The organism is bacterium (genome assembly GCA_022616075.1).
Classification (GTDB): Bacteria; Acidobacteriota; HRBIN11; order JAKEFK01; family JAKEFK01; genus JAKEFK01.
In genome coordinates this window covers 1-18,131 of sequence record JAKEFK010000247.1, presented here as the reverse complement: position 1 = coordinate 18,131, position 18,131 = coordinate 1, and the positions used below count along the sequence as shown (strand labels likewise).

Here is an 18,131-nt window from a genome sequence, read left to right as displayed (position 1 = left end):
TCTCCTGACTTCCAAATCCCCGCGCGCCACTTGGCCCACTCCATAATGACGCATTATCCCGCGCGCGGGGATTTCAAGGGGCGGCAGCCCCTTGGCTATGATATTTCTTTTCTCTGCGTCTCCGCGTCTCTGCGTTAAAATCTACTTTCTTAGTTTTTCGAACTCGTCGCCGGCCACCCATCCGGTGGATTCCGGAAGCTCTGCAACTCTCCAGCCGATGGCGACACCCAGCGCAGCCAATTTTTTAGCGCCGGAAAAATCCCACTGCGGATTGTATTCATCTGAAGGTTGATGATAGTGCTTTTCTATATACTCTTTGTACTTCTGATCCCCGAAAGATTTTGGTTTGCCTACGTAATCATTTCCGGGATCAATCGAAAAAGAAGGAATCCCGACACGCGCAAGACTGAAGTGATCGGACCGGTAATAGTAACCTGCTTCCGGATGCGCTTCCGGCTCAATACGATATCCGAGTTCTTTTGCAACATCCTTGACAATCGGCCAAACGGAAGTTCGTTCGGCCCCGGTCAACGTCACATCGGATGTTTCCCCCCACAAAGCCAGGCCGTCATAATTAAGGTCAAGCATCGTTTTGTTTGCAAAAATTTTCGGGACTTTCCCGTAATACTCTGATCCGCGCAAACCGCGTTCTTCGGCTGTCACCGCCAAAAACACTACGGATCGCGCAGGACGCGTGGGGGACTCTGTAAACGCGCGGGCCATCTCCAGCAAGAGCGCTGTGCCCGATGCATTGTCTTCTGCACCATTGTAAATATTGTCTCCCTGGATCGGATTGCCAATGCCTAAATGATCATGGTGCGCCGTATACACGATTGCTTCCTCTTTTCGCTCAGGATCACTGCCTTCCAGCATAGCAATTACATTGTGCGCCTCCAGCGGGCGCACCTGGGCAATCAGTTTTCCTTCCATTGTTAAAGGAAGTTCCATCGCGCGAAAACCGCGCGTCTTTGCTTTCTCAAATAGAGTCCTCAGATCCGTTCCTGCTGCGATGGCAATTCTGCCCGCCGTCTCTTCTGTCACCCAGCCGGCCATGGGCAGGACATACTCACCGGGCGGATTCTCGAGATATGCTTGTTCTCCGGAATTAGAATTTCTGACAACGCCCCAACCATACGCTGCCATTTGCTCATTGTGAACCAGAAGAATACCCGTTGCTCCCTGACGTGCAGCTTCTTCAAACTTGTATGTCCACCGCCCGTAGTAGGTCATTGCCCTTCCTCCAAAAACTCTCGGATCTTCTGAAGGCGGATCATTCACCAAACAGAGCAACACTTTTCCCTTCACATTAATGCCTTGGAAATCATTCCACTGAAATTCCGGAGCCGTTACGCCATAGCCCACGAAAACAAGGGGAGCTTTGATCGTTTCTTCTTTTTTCAATGTGAGCGCATTGGCGACAAACTCATCCAAATAGCGAAGCCCGAACGGTTTTCCCTTTTGTGGAACGATGGTCAGCGAGGTTTCCGGTTGCGTTGTCAATCCAATGAGCGGGACTTTTTGCAAATATGTTCCGTTGTCGCCCAACGGTTTCAGTCCGGCCATTTCAAATTGTGAAACGATATACTCTTCTCCGATGCGGCCACCGCGAGCGCCTGTTCCGCGACCCTCGAGCAAATCGCTTGCAAGAAATTTTAAATCGGCCCGCATCCGCTCAATTTGAAAACGCTCCGCAACCTCTTTAGCTCCCGCCGGAACAGCCGACTGCGCGTATGCAAATGCGCAGATATCCAGAAGCAGTATGCATATTAGTTTATTCATGAGTCCTCCCGTATTTGTAGCAGCGAATTGATTCGCTAAAAAGATAAGACATAGTGACTAAAGTCGCTACAGGAAGTAGCGCGGGCGTCCCGCCTGCGAACATTACGCAGACGAGACGTCCGCGCTACACTTCTTAAGCCGGGCAGGCGCATCGCTGACAATGAGGACAAACATAGGATGGTGTTTCTGTCTCACACATACACCAAACGCTATCGCCCAGGTCAAATTGCTTCTGGCAGTGGACACAAGTCAGGGTAGGATTGGTGGACTTAAAAACTTTGCTCCCGCATACCTCACAATATGCGACGTCATCCGGATTTTGATGACCGCAGCTACATTCCATTTCCCCTCATCTCACCGCAGAGTGCGCTGAGTACGCAGAGTAAGAAAGATCCTGTTTTATCTCCGCGATCTCTGCGTTCTCCGCGGTAAAACTGATTTTAGCACAGTCGTCACTGTGATAAACTGTTTTCCTATGCCACTCTTCATCCGCTTGGCGCGACTCACCGAAAAGGCGAATCAGAACCTGCAAAATATGGATCAAATGCTTGATGAAGCAAACAAAATCATTGAAGCCAATGGCGCAACCATCCTGCAAGCGTATGTCATTCTTGGCGAGTATGATGTGGTGACGATTATGGATGCTCCCGATGAAAAAATCGCCGCCAAGATCGGGGCTCTCATCGCAACAAAGGGTAGTTTTCGCGCAGAAACGCTTCCGGCTATCCCGGTAGAAGACTTCATCAAGAGCATCAAAGGAACCGAGTAGCTAGAGACTGTCCGAAAATTCAGAGGGAGCGCGGACTTCCAGTCCGCAAAAGCTCGGGAGTTCGACGATTGCTTTGCGGACAAGGATGCCCGCGCTCCGCTAGAACCCGTCAAATCCAGACTTTTCGGACAGTCTCGCAACCTCTACAAACCGACGCCGTTTTATGATAAGTATTACGTCATGAAAAAAGAATACTTTTCCTGGCACAGTCCCATTTTAGGCCTGACCATGCCTCTGGTTTGCTATGGCTGGTACGGGCAACCCATTTTAATGTTCCCAACTGCGGCGGCGGACTGCGAAGAATACGAACGCTTCCACCTCATTGATTCGGTCGCGCACCATCTGGATGCAGGGAAAGTAAAGCTTTATTCTGTTGATAGCATCAATCGACATAGCTGGATGAACGACAAAGTACATCCGGCTGAAAGAGCTCGAAGACAGGCTTTATACGATGCCTACATCTATCAGGAAGTTGGACCTTTCATCGAAGATCACTGCAAGACATCCGGCATCGGAATCGGCACAACGGGAGCCAGTTTTGGAGCCTTTCACGCGCTCAATACACTATTAAAACATCCGGATCGATTCCGAATGACGATTGCAATGAGCGGATCTTACGATGTGAGAAGCTTTGCGGACGGTTACTACGACGAAAACGTGTACTTCAATAACCCTGTGGATTACATGCCGAATATGGAGGATCACAATCTGCTGGAACAGATTCGCAGATGTGATATTCACATTGTTACGGGACAGGGTTCCTGGGAAAAGCCGGAAAGCTCCAAAAGAATGTCCGGCACTCTTGCCGCAAAAAGCATCCCGCATGAATTGGATCTATGGGGATATGATTGGCCTCATGACTGGCCCACGTGGCGCGTCATGCTGGACGTTTACTTCCGAAAACTCTTCTACTAGTTGCTGGTCACTGGTCACTTAAAAAAAGGAGTAATATGACGGCACCATTGAAAATTGGAATTCTTACAGGCATGGAGTGGTCCTGGCCACCCGCTTTTATCGATGAAGTCGCATCGCGCGATGAAGGAGTGATCGCGGAATACGTAAAGCTGGGCGGAACAGAGATGGATGCGCCCGTTCCCTACCGTGTCATTGTGGATCGCATCTCTCATGAAATTCCGTACTACCGCTCCTTTTTGAAGAATGCGGTTCTCCAGGGCGTTGTGGTGATCAATGATCCTTTCATGTGGAGCGCGGATGATAAGTTTTTTGGCGCTTCATTGATCTCCAAGCTGGGATGCGCATCGCCCAAAACGATGGTGCTTCCCAATAAAGATTACATCCCGGGAATCGACAGAAATAAAAGCCTGAAGAATCTGATCTATCCCCTGGATTGGAAACAAATTGTGAATTACATTGGGCTGCCTCTCATCCTGAAAGATGCTCACGGAGGCGGCTGGAAAGAGGTTTACGTTTGCAGGTCGCTTGACGAATTGATTGCTCGCTACGATCAAGCCGGCTTGCTTACGATGATTGTTCAGGAATTTATTGAATGGGACCACTTCGTCCGTTGTGTTTGCCTGGGTCGCGAAGAGATTCTTCCCATCAAATACGATCCCAAAGAACGAAAATACTATGTGGAACATGATCATATGACTCCTGAAGTTGGATCCCGAGTCGTTACAGATGCAACAAAAATTTGCCGGGCGCTCGGTTATGACATGAACACGATTGAATTTGCAATTCGCGGCGGCATTCCTTACGCAATCGATTTCATGAATCCGGCTCCGGATTTTGATATCTATTCGCTCACTCCTTTCTATTTTGATTGGGTCGTCAAAAAGATGGCCGATCTGTGCATCCGTCTGGCAAAAAGCGACAAGCAAACCGGAGAACGTTATTACTGGTACAACATGGCCCACGGAAAGGCATGAAAAAAGAAGCAGTCGATTATTACCACAGCCTGCTTAATGATCAGGTCGCGGCCGAAACGCAGGCATCCCTGGACGATTTGCTTCGCAGTAAAAAACTCTACTTCGGTGGCCGCGCGGTCTGCACAGTTCTGCGGCCGCACTTCTATACGCCTGATCAGTTCGCGTACCTGAAACAGGAAACGGAAATTTTGCTGCAGGCATTCTCAAAAGCTCACGCTGCGGCAATGAAAGATGTGAAGATCAGGGAAAAGTTTTTTCTCAGACCGTGGGAAGAAGAGATGATGCAATTGCATCCGCCCGAGCAGACTCCCTGGAGCACGTCCCGCTTGGATTCTTTTTTCAGCCTGGAACATGGAACATTGCAATTCGTGGAGTACAACGCAGAGACGCCCGCCGGTATAGGATATGAGGACGTGCTGGCTGAAGCATTTCTGGAATTGCCGGTCATGAAAATGTTCCAGGAAAAATTTTCCACGCGCTCACTCGCCGTGCGCCATCACCTGTTTGATGCTTTGATGGAAACCTATCAGCAATGGCTCGGCCGCAAACCGGATCGCAAACCGAACATCGCGATCGCTGATTGGGATGATGTCCCGACAAAGAATGAGCACCATCTTTTGAAGGAATGGTTCGAAGCTCATGGCGCCCCTTCCGTTCTGGTAAATCCACGAGATCTCGAATACAGGGATGGCAAACTCTGGGCGAATGACTTTCGTGTCGACCTGATTTACAAACGTGTACTCGGGCTGGAGCTTTATGAACAACTCGGGCCCGACAGTGGGATCTTTCAGGCGCTTCGCGAAAGGGCTGTTTGCATCTCCAATTCTTTTCAAGCCCTGCTGCTTTACAAGAAGTGCAGTCTTGCTTTTTTGAGTGATGAAACGAATCGCAACTTGTTTACGTCGCACGAAGGCAGAGCAATCGCTGAACACATTCCCTGGACCAGGATTGTTTCGGAACGGAAAACTCTATACAAAGGGCAAACGATGGACTTGATGCAAATCATCGCAGACAATCGTGAATCGCTGGTTTTGAAACCGAATGACGCTTATGGCGGAAAAGGGGTCGTGCTGGGATGGGATGCGAATGAGCAAGAATGGGAGCAAGCAATCAAAACTGCGTTGACGGAGCCTTACGTGGTTCAGGAGAAAGTCAATATCGCCAGTGAGTATTTTCCGTATTTTGCGGAAGGACATCTTCGAAAAAGCAAGTTGTTTGTGGACGCGAATCCCTTTATTTTTATGGGCTCCGTGACTCATGGAGTACTGACTCGACTCTCTTCTGCTGCCTTATTGAACGTCACTGCAGGACATGGATCTACGGTACCCAGCTTTATCGTTGAAAAGCGCTAGATGGAGGGCGCCTGAGGTTGTTGAATAATTCGGTCCGCAGCGCGAATTGTGCGGTTTGTAACGCTACAAATCGCGAACAGACTCTTTCGAATTATTCAACAACCTCGGCTTCCAGCCCGCCGAGTCCTCTTATTTAAGAATCGAGGGATTATGAAACGCACAAACAATCTAATTCTCATTTTTGTTCTACTCTTTTCCTCCATCGCACTGGGAAAGGAATTCCCGGCGCCATTAGCCGCCACGAAACCGAAAGCGGCCAGCATTCATGGCGAACAACGGGTCGATCCTTACTACTGGCTTCGTGAAAAGGAAAATCCCGATGTCCTAAACTACTTAAAATCCGAAAATGCTTACGCGGATCAGATTCTGGCACACACAAAACCTCTGCAAGAAAAGCTGTACAACGAAATGCTCTCCCGGATCAAGGAAACCGACCTTTCGGTTCCTTTCCGCTATGGCGATTACTTCTACTATTCGCGTACGGAAAAAGGGAAACAATATCCGATCCATTGCAGGAAGAAGGGATCGCTCGAAGCAACTGAACAAGTGGTGCTGGATTTGAACGTCCTTGCAGAAGGTAAAACTTTCATGAGCCTTGGAGCGTACGAAGTCAGCGATGATGGAAACCTCCTGGCGTTTTCGACAGATTCAACCGGATTCCGCGTTTACAATCTTCAAATTAAGGATTTGAGCACTGGCAAAATCCTTTCGGATCATGCTGAAGATGTTGGAACGGTTTCCTGGGCCGCTGACAATAAAACACTCTTTTACACAACCAAGGATTCGGCCAAGCGTTCCTACCGTTTGCGCCGACACGTGATCGGAAATGAGAAGAGTGACCTCTTATTTGAGGAGAAAGATGAGCGCTTCAATGTCTACGGATACCGCACCCGCAGCAAAGACTACTTATTCCTGCTTTCCGGAAGCCTGACCACGACGGAAGTCCGCGCACTAAAAGCAAATGACCCTGTGGGCGAATGGAAAGTAATTCTTCCAAGAAAGTCGGACCGCGAATTCATCGCTGATCATCATGGAGACTCCTTTTACATTCTCGTGAACGATACCGGTCGCAATTTCCGGCTTGTAAATGCTCCAGTCTCTGATCCGCAGGAAAAGAACTGGAAAGAGATTGTTCCGCATCGCGCTGATGTCATGCTGGAAAACATTGAACTTTTCGCAAACCATTACGTCCTCTCTCAACGGAAAGACGGTCTCCCACAAATCTGGGTTTCGAATCTGGAAACCGGCCGAGGGCATAGCGTTGCCTTTCCGGAACCGGCTTACTCTGCTTTTCTTTCCAACAATCCTGAATGGAACACATCAATGGTTCGCTACAGCTATCAATCGCTCGTCACACCGAATTCCATTTTTGATTACAACATGGATTCCAAAGAAAGCAAACTTCTAAAACAGTATGAAGTGCTGGGAGGTTACGACTCATCCCAATATGCTTCCGAACGGTTGTACGCTACGGCAAAGGATGGAACAAGAATCCCAATTTCTGTGTTGTACAAAAAAGGATTTGAAAAGAACGGCAAGGCTCCTTTGCATCTGAACGCTTACGGCTCCTACGGTTCCAGTTATCCCGTGTCGTTTAATTCGAACCGGTTGAGTTTACTCGATCGCGGATTTGCGATTGCAATTGCGCATATTCGCGGTGGCGGCGAAATGGGAAAAAGCTGGCATGATCGGGGACGCATGATGAACAAGATGAATACCTTCACTGATTTCATTGCCTGCGCGGAATACTTGATTCAAAACAAGTTCACTTCCGGGGATGGTTTGATCATCGAGGGCGGCAGCGCGGGAGGATTGTTGATGGGTGTCGTGACAAACCTCCGGCCGGATTTATTCAAAGCTGTAGTGTCCCATGTCCCTTTCGTGGATGTGATCAATACAATGCTGGATCCCTCCCTTCCTTTGACTGTTGCCGAATTTGAGGAATGGGGAAACCCGAAAAACAAAATAGAATACGATTATATAAAAGCTTATTGTCCCTACACGAATCTTGCCGCGAAGGATTATCCGTCCCTTCTGGTGAAAACTTCCTGGAATGACAGCCAGGTAATGTACTGGGAGCCGGCCAAATATGTTGCGAAAATGCGTTCGCTAAAAACCGATAAGAACCCGTTACTCCTGGTAACAAATTTGGGAGCAGGTCACGGTGGCTCTTCCGGCAGATATGATCGTCTGCGTGAATGGGCACTCGATTACGCGTTCATTCTGGATCAAGTCGGCATTCGCGAGTAAGAGAGCTTTTTTAAACACAGAGGCACATAGTTAAGAAAATTTCTGTTTTTCTCTGCGTCTCTGTGACTCTGTGTTAAATCTTATTGCACTTTTAGCTCAGAGGTTACGGATTCGACATGAGGCAGGCCCTGCACCATCTTTATGATTTGATCCATTTTATCCTGACTGGAGACTGATCCTTTCAGCGTGACTACGCCGTCATCTGTTTCGACAGCGATCGGGTTGTGTCCTGCTTCTTTTAAGCGCGCGATGACGGCAGCCGTGATGGCTGAATCATCTGCGGCCATTTCTGATTCTCCTTCTTTGGGAATCACCGTGCCTTCACCCGGTTCGGTGGTCGCTCCGGTTCCCACGGTTCCGGTCGGCGCAGCAGTGCCTGTTCCCGTTGTGCCGCCGCCGCCACCAGTGCCCGTTACTCCGACAGGTTGATTCGAACCTCCGCGAGAGCTACACCCGCTCAGCAATCCGATGATGCACAAAACAATCATCAGCCTATACATAATTACACCTCCACCATGGAATATAGGGAATTAAAGGTGGTAGGGGCGACCCTTGTGGTCGCCCTCAGAGGGCAGACACAAGGCCTGCCCCTACAGTCTCCAGGCGTAGCCAACCTTCAGAAACACGGTGCGATTGGTTTGTGTCAGATCGAGGTTTTCTTCTCCGAAGTGGTTGTCGGAGTAGCCCAGGAAAAGCACTGTTTGAGGATTGATCTTGTAGGAAAAAAGAACCTGATTAAACAGGTTTTTTTCATACGATTCCACGGGATCAATGTAAAGGGCCGGATTGCGATCCACATTCAGATACTGCGTGATGACGCGGAGGAAGGTTCGCACATTGAATTGATAGACCAGCTTGATTTCACTTAAGTTTGCTTGATACAGGTTGCCACCTTCCACATCCAGACTCTCAAACACGTGCCTGAGCTCAAAGAGAAGGTGGTTTCCGAACCGGTATCGGACAAACGGAAGCACTCGCACAATATCCCCATTGCGAGTGTTTGCGAAATCCACACGGTTTCCAAGGGTTCCCTCCACACGGTAATAGAAACTCCCGGTTGGGCTCTGCTCAAAAAAGAAATTCAAGAACTTCTGATCGAACGAAACTCCGTTGAAAACTCTTTCGCGAATTCCAGGTCCCACAAAGAAAAAGGATTGTTTGGGACCACTCCATTCGAACCAGGCTTCTCCTTCCCGCTCAATCAAGTTTCCATCCTGATCTTCGGTCTGGTCGAAATCGCCGCCAACATTGATACGTTGAAACCAGTTCTTGTCGTCGCCATACCAGGAGTGTCCTGCTCCCGCCAGATACAAACGGATGTCGACCTGAGGCTTGAAACCCATATCAGATCGAAAGTCTTTTCCAAGATCCTGATAACGGAAATAGCCGAGCCAGTTCCTGCTTTCGTGAGAGTAACCAAGATGAAGTGCATGATCTTGAAATGAATCTTTCGGTTGATCAAATTCATTGGCCACTTCCAGTGGATATTCCGTATCAGAACCGATGAGTTGAAACCGGAATTGATTGGATTCGGCAAAACGAAAGTTTCCATCAACGGACAAAACGCGGTTGTGATAACCGGTGGCCTCGCGGCCCGTATAGAGAACTCCCAGCGCTGAATTATTTCCGATATCGCGCCGGTAACGGATTACGGCATCACTGCTGTTCAAATCCAGCGACGTGGAATCATCGGCCTGACTGCCGGGAAAAAGAATGTTTGTGATATCGTCTTGCGCAAAAAATGCTGCAACAACGTTCTTACCCTGTTTTCCGCTCAGCTTTGCGCCTGCAATCGGATCCGCAACATTCCGGGTGAAAACCGTGTCCAGTGGTGTTGCAAAAAAATCAGCTCCCTCCAGGAAAAAAGGACGCTTCTCCGGAAAAAAGAGGGCAAATTGCTCATTGACATCCAACTGCGCAACATCGGCTTCCACTTGCGAAAAGTCCGGATTGATTGTGAGATTCGTGTTCCAATTGGGAGTGAAACCCCAGCTCAAGGTCAGGCCCGGTTCAGCGCTCCAATCGTTTTTGAAATCCCCTTCGGGAACATCCTCACGATCCTGAGTGCTGCTTGATGTAAATGTCGGATCGAGTTCCAGGTTCCGGCCCGGTGTGATGCCTTGAAAACCGGTTAATGATGAATCCTGACAGAGATAGCAGTTCTTATTACGGTCCTGGAGATTTAATCCTATCCGGTATCGCTGCCCGCGCGGATACATTCGTACAACATCCAATCCCCATGTTTGTTCTTTGCTTCCTCTGGGAAAACGCAAAGAGCGAAACGGGATCAGAAATTCCACAGTGTAACCATCTGCGTTTACTTTGCCGGCGGAATCCCAGATCGTATCCCAGGTATGGTCTTCCACACGAGCAACATCATCTTGAAATAAGTCCATTTGCACGCCGAGTGGATTCACAAAGAATTCGAAAGCGCGACGATCATCGTTGAATGTGTCCAACACGACTCCCACAAAATCATCCTGGAATGCGGCATCACGGTCTGTGTAGTGCGCGCGAATTTTGGACGGATCCGGATCGTAAGCGCGAAATGCAACATAGATCGCGTCGTTGTCGTAGAACATCAGACATTCCGTTTGCACCGGTGGTTTCACGTTTTCGCCGGGACGCGTCTCGTATTCGAGCTCAAATTTCAAGACGTTTTGCCAAACTGGCTCATCCAAAACTCCATCTAAGGTGATCTGACCATTTCCGCGCGCAATCCGGAGCTGAGCGCTTTCAGCGCAAAGGCAAAAAACAATCAGAAGGAGTCCTATGCAAAGGTACCTGCTCATAATGGCCAATCAGTTTAACTCATATAGACGTCCTTTCCTCGCAAATGGTTGGCAAAGAGGCTATATTTTTAGCCGGGAAAGAACAATGATGAACCGCCAAAGCGCCAAGACTTTAGAATCTGTTTCTGATTCTTATTCTTGGCGCTTTGGCGTCCTGGCGGTTCGCATCTTGATAATTCCATTGATCTTGATCAGCACCAGTTTAGAAGCAGCTGAATTGCACGTTTCATCCACAAAAAACTTGAAGGGTATGCTTATCGAGATTTCAGAACTTTTCGAAAACAAAAACACGGAGTGGAAAGTAAATTTGCGAACCGGCAAATCGGCTGAACTGGCAAAGTTGATTGCAAACGGAACCAGCACGGACCTGTTTTTGCTGAACGATGAGAAGACGGTTCGCGACTTGAAACGAAAGAAGAAGATTCAAAACGTCAAGCGATTCCTTGCTGATGATCTGGTGGTTGTTGGTTCTGCAACATCGAAACTGGAGATCAGCGATCCAGGCAAACTTACTTATCCGGAGCTCAAAACTATTGCGCTTTTTAATGAAAAACATCCGGGCGGAAAAGTGGCCAGAGATTATTTGAAAAAAATCAATTTATTAGACACTGTGCAGGCCAAGATCTCCAGTAAGAAAAACACGAAGGAAATTTTGAACGCAATCACGACTGCCCAAGCGGACTGGGGAATCGTTTATGCTTCGGACGTGGCAAATGAAAAAGCATTCAAAGTCCTCTGGAAAATTCCGGAAGCGGATGCGACTTCGCAAATTTACTATGCCGGGACGGTGACCAACAGTCAGAATCAAGAAGGAGCGCGCCTTTTTTTAGAGACCTTGCATTCCACGATTGCGACAAAAATATTTGAGAATTCGGGCCTGAGACCGATAAAGAATTAAAAGCCAGCATAATCAAACTGGCGCGGACGTCTCGTCCGCGGAGCTTTGCGGGACGCCCGCACCACTTTGTTTCGGTTGACAAAAAAGCGCAAGGACACAAGCTTAGATGTGATGAATATCGAAACGGAGCTTGAGACTCTCTATCATTCGGAGTCCCGGCGGGTTCTTGCCACACTGATCCGTCTGTTAGGCGACTTCGATCTTGCAGAAGATGCGCTGCATGACGCGTTTGCGGCAGCGCTGGTGCAGTGGCCCCGGGATGGTGTGCCTTCCAATCCACGCGCGTGGCTTGTTTCGACCGGGCGCTTTAAAGCCATCGATGCACTGCGCAAGCGTGCCCGGTTTGATGCATCGCTCAAAGCTCTTGCGGAGAGCTTTGATACAGAGGGAGGCGACCCTTTGAATTGGAATGAGGAAAGTGTTGAGGATGACCGGCTGCGCCTCATTTTTACATGCTGCCATCCGGCTCTTCCAGCAGACGCCCGTGTAGCATTGACTTTGCGCGAAGTCTGCGGGCTCACTACTGAAGAAATAGCCCGCGCCTTTCTTACCGCGCCGCCAACCGTCGCGCAGCGGATCGTGCGAGCCAAAGCCAAAATTCGGGATGCGAACATTCCGTATCAAGTGCCATCGCGAGAAGAACTTCCGGACCGGATGGAGACCGTGTTGCACGTAATTTATCTGGTCTTCAACGAAGGTTACTATGCATCTTCCGGATCCTCTTTGACCCGTTCCGATCTTTCAAGCGAGGCAATTCGGCTGGCGCGACTGGTTGCTGAACTATTGCCTGAGCCGGAAGTCATGGGACTCCTGGCATTGATGCTGCTTCACGAATCGCGTAGAATCGCCCGCACTTCTGCAGCGGGTGATGTGGTTTTGTTGGAAGATCAGGACCGTTCGCTCTGGAATCAGAATCTGATTGAGGAAGGATCAAGTCTTGTCGAAGAAGCGTTATCTTCACGCAGAGTTGGTTCATTCACACTTCAAGCCGCGATCGCCGCAGTACACGCAGAAGCTTCCACCGCCACTGCAACGGATTGGACTCAGATCGTTGCTCTTTACGATGTGCTCCTGAGCGCACAACCTTCGCCGGTTATTGAGCTGAATCGCGCTGTGGCGGTCGCGATGCAGAACGGACCATCCGCCGGCCTGGAGCTGATCGATGCAATCCTGGAGCGTGGAGATTTATCAGACTATCAGCTTGCGCACGCAGCACGCGCAGACTTGTGCCGGAGACTCGGGAGAACAAAGGAAGCACGCATCTCGTACGAACGCGCACTCGGCCTGACACGGCAGGAACCGGAACGCCGCTTTTTTGAACGACGCCTGCGTGAACTCGAGTGAATTCACCACGGAGTCACCCAGAGCACGGAAAGTTATTTGATTTTGAACAGAAGGTCGCAAAGAGCGCAAAGGCAAAAAATTCTTTTCCTTTGCGTCCTTAGCGATCTTTTGTTCAAGTTCTAAATCTTGTCGATTTAAGGCGAAACGAAACGACTATTTAGTGGAGGGAAGATGAAGTACCTGTGCCTGGTTTACAGTGAAGAGAAAATCCTGAATGCCATGCCAAAAGATGACTCTGATAGTTTCATCGATGAGCACCTTGCTTTAAGGGAAGAGCTTGAAAATAGCGGCCATTCGATCCAGGCTGAGGCCCTTCAAACCGTCCAGAATGCAACCACGATTCGCGTGAGAAACAATAAAGTTTCGATCACGGATGGTCCTTTTGCTGAAACCAAGGAGCAATTGACCGGATTTTATTATGTCAATGCAAGGGACCTGAACGAAGCAATTCAAATTGCTGCAAAAATTCCTGCGGCGCGCATCGGCAGTGTTGAAGTTCGGCCGATCCGGGACCTGGTTGCGGAAAGAAGGAGTGGATCATGAACACAACAAATCTTGTTTCAAAGTGGATCGCAGCGGCTCCCTATCTGCATAGCGTGCTTCGCATTGTTGCAGGGCTCATGTTCTTCTTTGGAGGAATGATGAACCTCTTTGCATTTCCTGTAGCGATTGTGCCCGGGGGTGGAACTGTTCCGCTGATGTCGCAGGGTGGAATCGGCTCCATTCTTCAGTTCGTTGGAGGAGCTTTACTCGTGCTCGGTCTCTTCACCAGGCCGGTCGCGTTTATTCTCTCCGGAATGATGGCGGTTGCATATTTCCAGTTTCACGCTCCACAGAGCTTCTGGCCAATGATCAACATGGGCATGCCAGCCGTGCTGTACTGCTTCATCTGGCTCTACTTCTCCGCGGCAGGCGCAGGACCATGGAGCCTCGATTCAAAACGAAATTCTAAATAGGAGAAACAATATGTTCAAAAATACAAAAGCTTTTAGTAGTTTTTCAGTGAACGATCTCAAAAAAGCAAGGGACTTTTATGGCCGAACACTCGGGCTTCAAGTTTCCGAAAATCCTGAAGGATTGGAACTGCATATTGCGGGACACGACGAGATATTCGTCTATCCTAAACCGGACCATAAACCGGCGACATTCACGATTCTGAATTTCGCTGTAAAAAACATTGACGAAGCCGTCGATCAGCTAACGAAGGCTGGGGTACGTTTTGAGCATTATGAAGACGAATTGAAAACGGATGCCAAAGGAATTCATCGGGGTGACGGTGAAGGTCCAAAAATAGCCTGGTTCAAGGATCCCGCTGGAAATTTTCTGTCGGTACTGGAATCCAACTAATAGGAGAATGGATATGAAATACGTTGATGGATTTCTAATTCCCGTTCCAAAGAAAAACATTGAGGCTTACCGGCGCATGTCACAAAAGGCTGGTAAGGTCTGGAAAGAGCTCGGAGCTTTGGAATACCGTGAATGCGTTGGAGATGATCTGAAAACAAAAATAGGAGCATCTTTCCCAAAAACAGCCAAGGCGAAACCGGGAGAAACTGTAGTTTTTTCCTGGATTGTTTACAAATCACGTGCGCATCGGGATAGCGTCAACAAAAAGGTCATGAAAGACCCGCGGATCGGAGCAATGATGGACGATGATTCCATGCCGTTCGATGTCAAACGTATGGCGTACGGCGGATTCAAAATTTTTGTTGAAGTCTGAGTGGACTAAAGTCTTAAGTTTTCTCCGGAACTTTCCCAGTTGGCGGCTTCATTTCGGTGTATGTCCTTCCGTAGTCCGTGGTTGAGCTCTTTTCGCCAAACTCTTGCTTCCAGTGTTGACGAACCACAAACCTCATGCGAGCGTCTTCGCCCTTTGTTTCGTTGAAGCCCTTATCAAAACGGGAGTCCCATTTGACGTCCTGGATCTGATCGTTGTTTACAATAAATCCTTTGCGCGGGTCGCCGCCATGAGGGAAGACGCCGGTAAAGACATGACCGGGACCTGCGCCATGCTGGATATCAAACAACGGCTTGCCGTCTTTTTTGAGGTCTCCCAGTACATTCTCTGTTAACGCTGCATAGCCTTCGCAGTCGATTAAACGCTTTCCATCTTTCCCTACCGGTTGCTGGCCAAAGTTAGCATCAAGGTTTTTTGGATCGAGTTTCGGATCCCATTTGACGCCGCCCGGGTGATGGAAGAAAGTCTTTAAATATTCTCCGTATTCCTTTTTAATGTGCTCCGGACTTGCGCCCCGGCTCGCAAGCGTTTGAAAGTAACCCTTCGCCGCCTTTAAAGAGGGTGGGTTAGGAATGTCGGTTCCGATTACGCCGGACATCTTTGAACAGTAATCCTTTTGCGCCTGCCGTGCTTTGCTTGCATTCTCATTGCTGATAGCCGCCGCATCATTTTTAATGTACGTCGTATTCGATCCTGTCTTGTATTCTTTCCATTTATCGCCTGCCTCAGCAGCCGCCACAGGATCACCAGGAGAAGCGTTATTCGGCAGGCCATCGGCACGAAAATCGGAAAGAGGAGGAAGGTCGTTTAGCTGTTTGGAGCGAACATCCGAATCCTTCTTGAGCTCGTCTCCGCTTTTGCTCATATTGAGACTACCGATTGTTGTCCCGACATAGCCTTCATAGTCCAGGTTCGAAGTGATGGAATGGTACAAATGGGGATGATTTTTTTCCAGCCATTTTATCGTTTCCGTACTTTGCGGCTTGGTCTGGTAATCTTTTTTGATTGTGTCGTATTCGGATTTCGAAATTCCGGCGGCACCATCCAACTTGGATTTGGTTGCATCCTGAACTTTTGCTTTGACATCTCCTTGCATATCCAGTGCGGCGCGCCGGAGATCCCCATCCATAGCGTGGGAGCCTTTCAGCTGCGCGATGTCTTCTTTGGACAGGGAAGGAGCTCCGGTTAGAACTTCCGGACTATCCGTTTTCTTTTCTGGAGCAGGCGGAGTATTTTGCGGAATTGTATCCACTCCCGGCGGCTTAGGACCGATCTTTCCTCCATTTGACATATCACACCTCCCTTGATTTAGTCTTGTTTCGCGACATTATACGCTGGATCAATGATGCTTTGAATCCATTTCTGCGACCATCCCGCGGATCTGGTCATCTGCAACGGAAGACATTGTGACAGGATACTGTGATTGAGTATTTTGGAAGGTAGTGGGCTTTTTTAAATCAGAAAAAATGGCTCCAAGCGCCTGGGCGGATTCAGGCTGTCTACAGAATTCCGCCAAAAAAGGACCAAGGTCCTAATTCCTCTCCAGCATCCGGATAATCAATCTATGTAAATCATACTGATAGGGTTGCGCTACAATCTTGTTAATTTCTTTCAAGCCCCACTCCGGAAAAAACGCGAGCGCATCAGCGACAGAGAGATCAGTCCGTTTGCCATCCAAAAATGAAGGAAGCATTGTTGAAGGATCGGCAATTCCCGAGATGATTCCCGCCGGAGTTTTGCGCTCGTGAGTATTCTCCCTGCCGAGTGCGAGTGCGCACAAGTTTCCTTCGATGCTTTCATCACTCAATATACGTAGATACATTAGGTCCACGCATTCCTCATTCAGATAGGGCAAGATGTCCTTCTCTTTGGCTTGTTCAATGAAAACGATATCGGCGCTGAAAATAACATCCACTATCAAGCCTATAACCTCGAGTAGTTAAGCCCCTTAATCCGCGCGAAATCACGCTCATTTACTGTCACTACCTGGTGTCCAAGCGAAATTGCCGTAGCGGCAATCAGCAAATCATGCGCCCCAACCTGAATTCCTTTTGCAGCAACTTCCGCCCAGATTTGAGCGTAGATTCTTGTAGCTGCAATATCAAATGGAAACAGTGTAAACTCGGCGATCACCTTTTCCACAAAGGCTTCCCTTTTGATACGCCTTGCAACCGGAGCTGCACGATGGACTCCATGCAACAATTCAGAAACCGTTACAACGCTGATTCCGAAAGCTTCGCTCTCTCTATCTTCTATTAACGCCAGTGGAGTGATGGTTTCACGTTCTAAAGCGATGATGATACTGGTATCCAGAATTATTCCCATTCACCGTTCTCTGCAGGCGAAGGTTGGCGGGAAATTACCCAGCGAAGATCTCTCTCAAAGGATACCGATTCTTTTCCCAATCTGGGGATTTTCTTGAGAATTTGCGGAAGCTCCAGCATTGTCCTTTCTTCGATTCTTGCTGTTTCCACAGGATTGATCTCCGCAATGGGTTTGCCTCCGCGCACGACTGTGTATCGCAATCCTTTGTATTTAACGCCGTTAAGGATCTCTGAGAAGTTACGGACGGCTTCGGTGGAAGTGATTTTCTTTTTCATACAGATAATATGATAATCATATAATCCGATGTTCTGCAAGGGCTGATGAATTCGCGTGGAAAACGCTGAACGCCCAACGCGCTACGCAACCCATGCCGCCCGCGCCGAGTTTGCAAACGATTCGGAAATGCCACAGAGTTGTGTCCTCTGCGAATCCTTTCATTCCGTTTTGAATTCACACTGCCGGAAAGCCGACTTTCTTCAGCAACTCCTGAAAGCGGGGATTGGAGCGAAGCGAATCGAATTTCAGATCCACTTTCACGAAGGGAATCCATACCGCTCGCTCGTTGCAGGCCTGATCAAGCCACGAAAGAGCCTGCTCGTGATCACCGAGTCCCGCGTAAATCTGCGCGAAGTTCAGAGCCGGTACGTATTCCTGATTCCTTCGTGGCTCACCATGATGTTGCCCGGCTTTAAATCGCGATGAATGATTGCTTTTTCATGGGCGGCAGAAAGTGCTTCGGCAACCGGCGCGCTGAAACGAAGAAAAGATTCCACATCCATTCCATTGGAAGGAATCAATTGGATGAGAGTTTCGGCTGCTACAAAGCTCCATCGTCAGGAAGCGAATTCCACCTCTCCCATTCCACCCTTACGCAGACGGTCAAGGACTCTGAAATGGTTGAGTGTCTTACCAATCATGAATCAAGGCGTAAAGTCTTCCGATGATATCACAGTGATCTTGCTCATGATTCTAATCGTCATTGAACAAGAATAATG

At 48.8% G+C, this 18,131-nt stretch carries 19 protein-coding genes and 1 pseudogene; 12 read left to right on the top strand and 8 right to left on the bottom strand.

Annotated elements, in window-relative coordinates; translation table 11 throughout:
- Positions 1-141: 141 nt before the first annotated feature.
- Positions 142-1,779, bottom strand: a complete 1,638-nt coding sequence (locus L0156_20685) for a M28 family peptidase (GenBank protein MCI0605408.1) — start codon at positions 1,777-1,779, stop codon at positions 142-144.
- Between the two features lie 475 nt (positions 1,780-2,254).
- Here L0156_20685 and L0156_20680 point away from each other — a divergent pair, with 475 nt between their 5' ends.
- From L0156_20680 to L0156_20660, 5 genes are all read left to right on the top strand, one after another.
- Complete coding sequence (locus L0156_20680) at positions 2,255-2,548, top strand: GYD domain-containing protein (protein ID MCI0605407.1); 294 nt, start codon at positions 2,255-2,257, stop codon at positions 2,546-2,548.
- A gap of 180 nt (positions 2,549-2,728) precedes the next feature.
- A complete protein-coding gene (locus L0156_20675; protein MCI0605406.1) occupies positions 2,729-3,463 on the top strand; it encodes a prolyl oligopeptidase family serine peptidase in 735 nt (244 codons plus the stop codon).
- Positions 3,464-3,498: 35 nt separating this feature from the next.
- Positions 3,499-4,437: a hypothetical protein gene (locus tag L0156_20670; protein ID MCI0605405.1), complete on the top strand. Its 939-nt coding sequence runs from the start codon at positions 3,499-3,501 to the stop codon at positions 4,435-4,437.
- Complete coding sequence (locus tag L0156_20665) at positions 4,434-5,789, top strand: circularly permuted type 2 ATP-grasp protein (GenBank protein ID MCI0605404.1); 1,356 nt, start codon at positions 4,434-4,436, stop codon at positions 5,787-5,789. The genes L0156_20670 and L0156_20665 overlap by 4 nt, the downstream gene beginning before the upstream one ends.
- Positions 5,790-5,939: 150 nt before the next feature.
- On the top strand, positions 5,940-8,039 hold the full coding sequence (locus L0156_20660; GenBank protein ID MCI0605403.1) for a S9 family peptidase: 2,100 nt from the start codon (positions 5,940-5,942) through the stop codon (positions 8,037-8,039).
- Between the two features lie 80 nt (positions 8,040-8,119).
- On the opposite strand, the gene L0156_20655 is transcribed toward L0156_20660, so the two are convergent.
- Positions 8,120-8,539, bottom strand: a complete 420-nt coding sequence (locus L0156_20655; protein ID MCI0605402.1) for a BON domain-containing protein — start codon at positions 8,537-8,539, stop codon at positions 8,120-8,122.
- 90 nt (positions 8,540-8,629) lie between these two features.
- The gene (locus L0156_20650; GenBank protein MCI0605401.1) at positions 8,630-10,831 is read right to left on the bottom strand and encodes a carbohydrate binding family 9 domain-containing protein; all 2,202 of its coding nucleotides are present in this window, start codon (positions 10,829-10,831) and stop codon (positions 8,630-8,632) included.
- 169 nt (positions 10,832-11,000) lie between these two features.
- On the opposite strand from L0156_20650, the gene modA reads away from it, so the two are divergent.
- From modA to L0156_20620, 6 genes are all read left to right on the top strand, one after another.
- Positions 11,001-11,729 carry a molybdate ABC transporter substrate-binding protein gene (modA, locus tag L0156_20645; protein MCI0605400.1) on the top strand — a complete coding sequence of 243 codons (729 nt, stop codon included), beginning with the start codon at positions 11,001-11,003 and terminating at the stop codon, positions 11,727-11,729.
- Positions 11,730-11,840: 111 nt separating this feature from the next.
- Positions 11,841-13,073, top strand: coding sequence for an RNA polymerase sigma factor (locus L0156_20640; GenBank protein ID MCI0605399.1), 1,233 nt, complete (start codon positions 11,841-11,843; stop codon positions 13,071-13,073).
- A gap of 171 nt (positions 13,074-13,244) precedes the next feature.
- Positions 13,245-13,616 carry a YciI family protein gene (locus L0156_20635; protein MCI0605398.1) on the top strand — a complete coding sequence of 124 codons (372 nt, stop codon included), beginning with the start codon at positions 13,245-13,247 and terminating at the stop codon, positions 13,614-13,616.
- The gene (locus tag L0156_20630; GenBank protein MCI0605397.1) at positions 13,613-14,029 is read left to right on the top strand and encodes a DoxX family protein; all 417 of its coding nucleotides are present in this window, start codon (positions 13,613-13,615) and stop codon (positions 14,027-14,029) included. The genes L0156_20635 and L0156_20630 overlap by 4 nt, the downstream gene beginning before the upstream one ends.
- A gap of 10 nt (positions 14,030-14,039) precedes the next feature.
- Positions 14,040-14,420, top strand: coding sequence for a VOC family protein (locus L0156_20625; GenBank protein ID MCI0605396.1), 381 nt, complete (start codon positions 14,040-14,042; stop codon positions 14,418-14,420).
- A 13-nt stretch (positions 14,421-14,433) separates the two neighbouring features.
- Positions 14,434-14,793: a DUF1428 domain-containing protein gene (locus L0156_20620; protein ID MCI0605395.1), complete on the top strand. Its 360-nt coding sequence runs from the start codon at positions 14,434-14,436 to the stop codon at positions 14,791-14,793.
- Between the two features lie 13 nt (positions 14,794-14,806).
- Here the strand turns inward: L0156_20620 and L0156_20615 are convergent, their stop codons facing one another.
- The 5 genes and pseudogenes from L0156_20615 to L0156_20595 form a co-directional block, all read right to left on the bottom strand.
- Positions 14,807-16,102, bottom strand: a complete 1,296-nt coding sequence (locus L0156_20615; protein ID MCI0605394.1) for a hypothetical protein — start codon at positions 16,100-16,102, stop codon at positions 14,807-14,809.
- A 240-nt stretch (positions 16,103-16,342) separates the two neighbouring features.
- A complete protein-coding gene (locus tag L0156_20610; protein ID MCI0605393.1) occupies positions 16,343-16,726 on the bottom strand; it encodes a hypothetical protein in 384 nt (127 codons plus the stop codon).
- 8 nt (positions 16,727-16,734) lie between these two features.
- Positions 16,735-17,136: a PIN domain-containing protein gene (locus tag L0156_20605; GenBank protein ID MCI0605392.1), complete on the bottom strand. Its 402-nt coding sequence runs from the start codon at positions 17,134-17,136 to the stop codon at positions 16,735-16,737.
- On the bottom strand, positions 17,127-17,411 hold the full coding sequence (locus L0156_20600; GenBank protein MCI0605391.1) for a type II toxin-antitoxin system Phd/YefM family antitoxin: 285 nt from the start codon (positions 17,409-17,411) through the stop codon (positions 17,127-17,129). The genes L0156_20605 and L0156_20600 overlap by 10 nt, the downstream gene beginning before the upstream one ends.
- Positions 17,412-17,792: 381 nt before the next feature.
- A pseudogene (locus L0156_20595) lies at positions 17,793-17,879 on the bottom strand (hypothetical protein).
- Between L0156_20595 and L0156_20590 the strand changes: the two are divergent.
- Positions 17,839-18,129: a hypothetical protein gene (locus L0156_20590; protein ID MCI0605390.1), complete on the top strand. Its 291-nt coding sequence runs from the start codon at positions 17,839-17,841 to the stop codon at positions 18,127-18,129. The pseudogene L0156_20595 and the gene L0156_20590 overlap by 41 nt on opposite strands.
- Positions 18,130-18,131 lie beyond the last annotated feature (2 nt).

Excerpts from the sequence above, each read along its gene's own strand:
- L0156_20685 (MCI0605408.1), bottom strand. The coding sequence starts at position 1,779 with ATGAATAAACTAATATGCATACTGCTTCTGGATATCTGCGCATTTGCA.
- L0156_20680 (MCI0605407.1), top strand. The coding sequence starts at position 2,255 with ATGCCACTCTTCATCCGCTTGGCGCGACTCACCGAAAAGGCGAATCAG.
- L0156_20675 (MCI0605406.1), top strand. The coding sequence starts at position 2,729 with ATGAAAAAAGAATACTTTTCCTGGCACAGTCCCATTTTAGGCCTGACC.
- L0156_20670 (MCI0605405.1), top strand. The coding sequence starts at position 3,499 with ATGACGGCACCATTGAAAATTGGAATTCTTACAGGCATGGAGTGGTCC.
- L0156_20665 (MCI0605404.1), top strand. The coding sequence starts at position 4,434 with ATGAAAAAAGAAGCAGTCGATTATTACCACAGCCTGCTTAATGATCAG.
- L0156_20660 (MCI0605403.1), top strand. The coding sequence starts at position 5,940 with ATGAAACGCACAAACAATCTAATTCTCATTTTTGTTCTACTCTTTTCC.
- L0156_20655 (MCI0605402.1), bottom strand. The coding sequence starts at position 8,539 with ATGTATAGGCTGATGATTGTTTTGTGCATCATCGGATTGCTGAGCGGG.
- L0156_20650 (MCI0605401.1), bottom strand. The coding sequence starts at position 10,831 with ATGAGCAGGTACCTTTGCATAGGACTCCTTCTGATTGTTTTTTGCCTT.
- L0156_20640 (MCI0605399.1), top strand. The coding sequence starts at position 11,841 with ATGAATATCGAAACGGAGCTTGAGACTCTCTATCATTCGGAGTCCCGG.
- L0156_20635 (MCI0605398.1), top strand. The coding sequence starts at position 13,245 with ATGAAGTACCTGTGCCTGGTTTACAGTGAAGAGAAAATCCTGAATGCC.
- L0156_20630 (MCI0605397.1), top strand. The coding sequence starts at position 13,613 with ATGAACACAACAAATCTTGTTTCAAAGTGGATCGCAGCGGCTCCCTAT.
- L0156_20625 (MCI0605396.1), top strand. The coding sequence starts at position 14,040 with ATGTTCAAAAATACAAAAGCTTTTAGTAGTTTTTCAGTGAACGATCTC.
- L0156_20620 (MCI0605395.1), top strand. The coding sequence starts at position 14,434 with ATGAAATACGTTGATGGATTTCTAATTCCCGTTCCAAAGAAAAACATT.
- L0156_20615 (MCI0605394.1), bottom strand. The coding sequence starts at position 16,102 with ATGTCAAATGGAGGAAAGATCGGTCCTAAGCCGCCGGGAGTGGATACA.
- L0156_20605 (MCI0605392.1), bottom strand. The coding sequence starts at position 17,136 with ATGGGAATAATTCTGGATACCAGTATCATCATCGCTTTAGAACGTGAA.
- L0156_20600 (MCI0605391.1), bottom strand. The coding sequence starts at position 17,411 with ATGAAAAAGAAAATCACTTCCACCGAAGCCGTCCGTAACTTCTCAGAG.
- L0156_20590 (MCI0605390.1), top strand. The coding sequence starts at position 17,839 with ATGATTGCTTTTTCATGGGCGGCAGAAAGTGCTTCGGCAACCGGCGCG.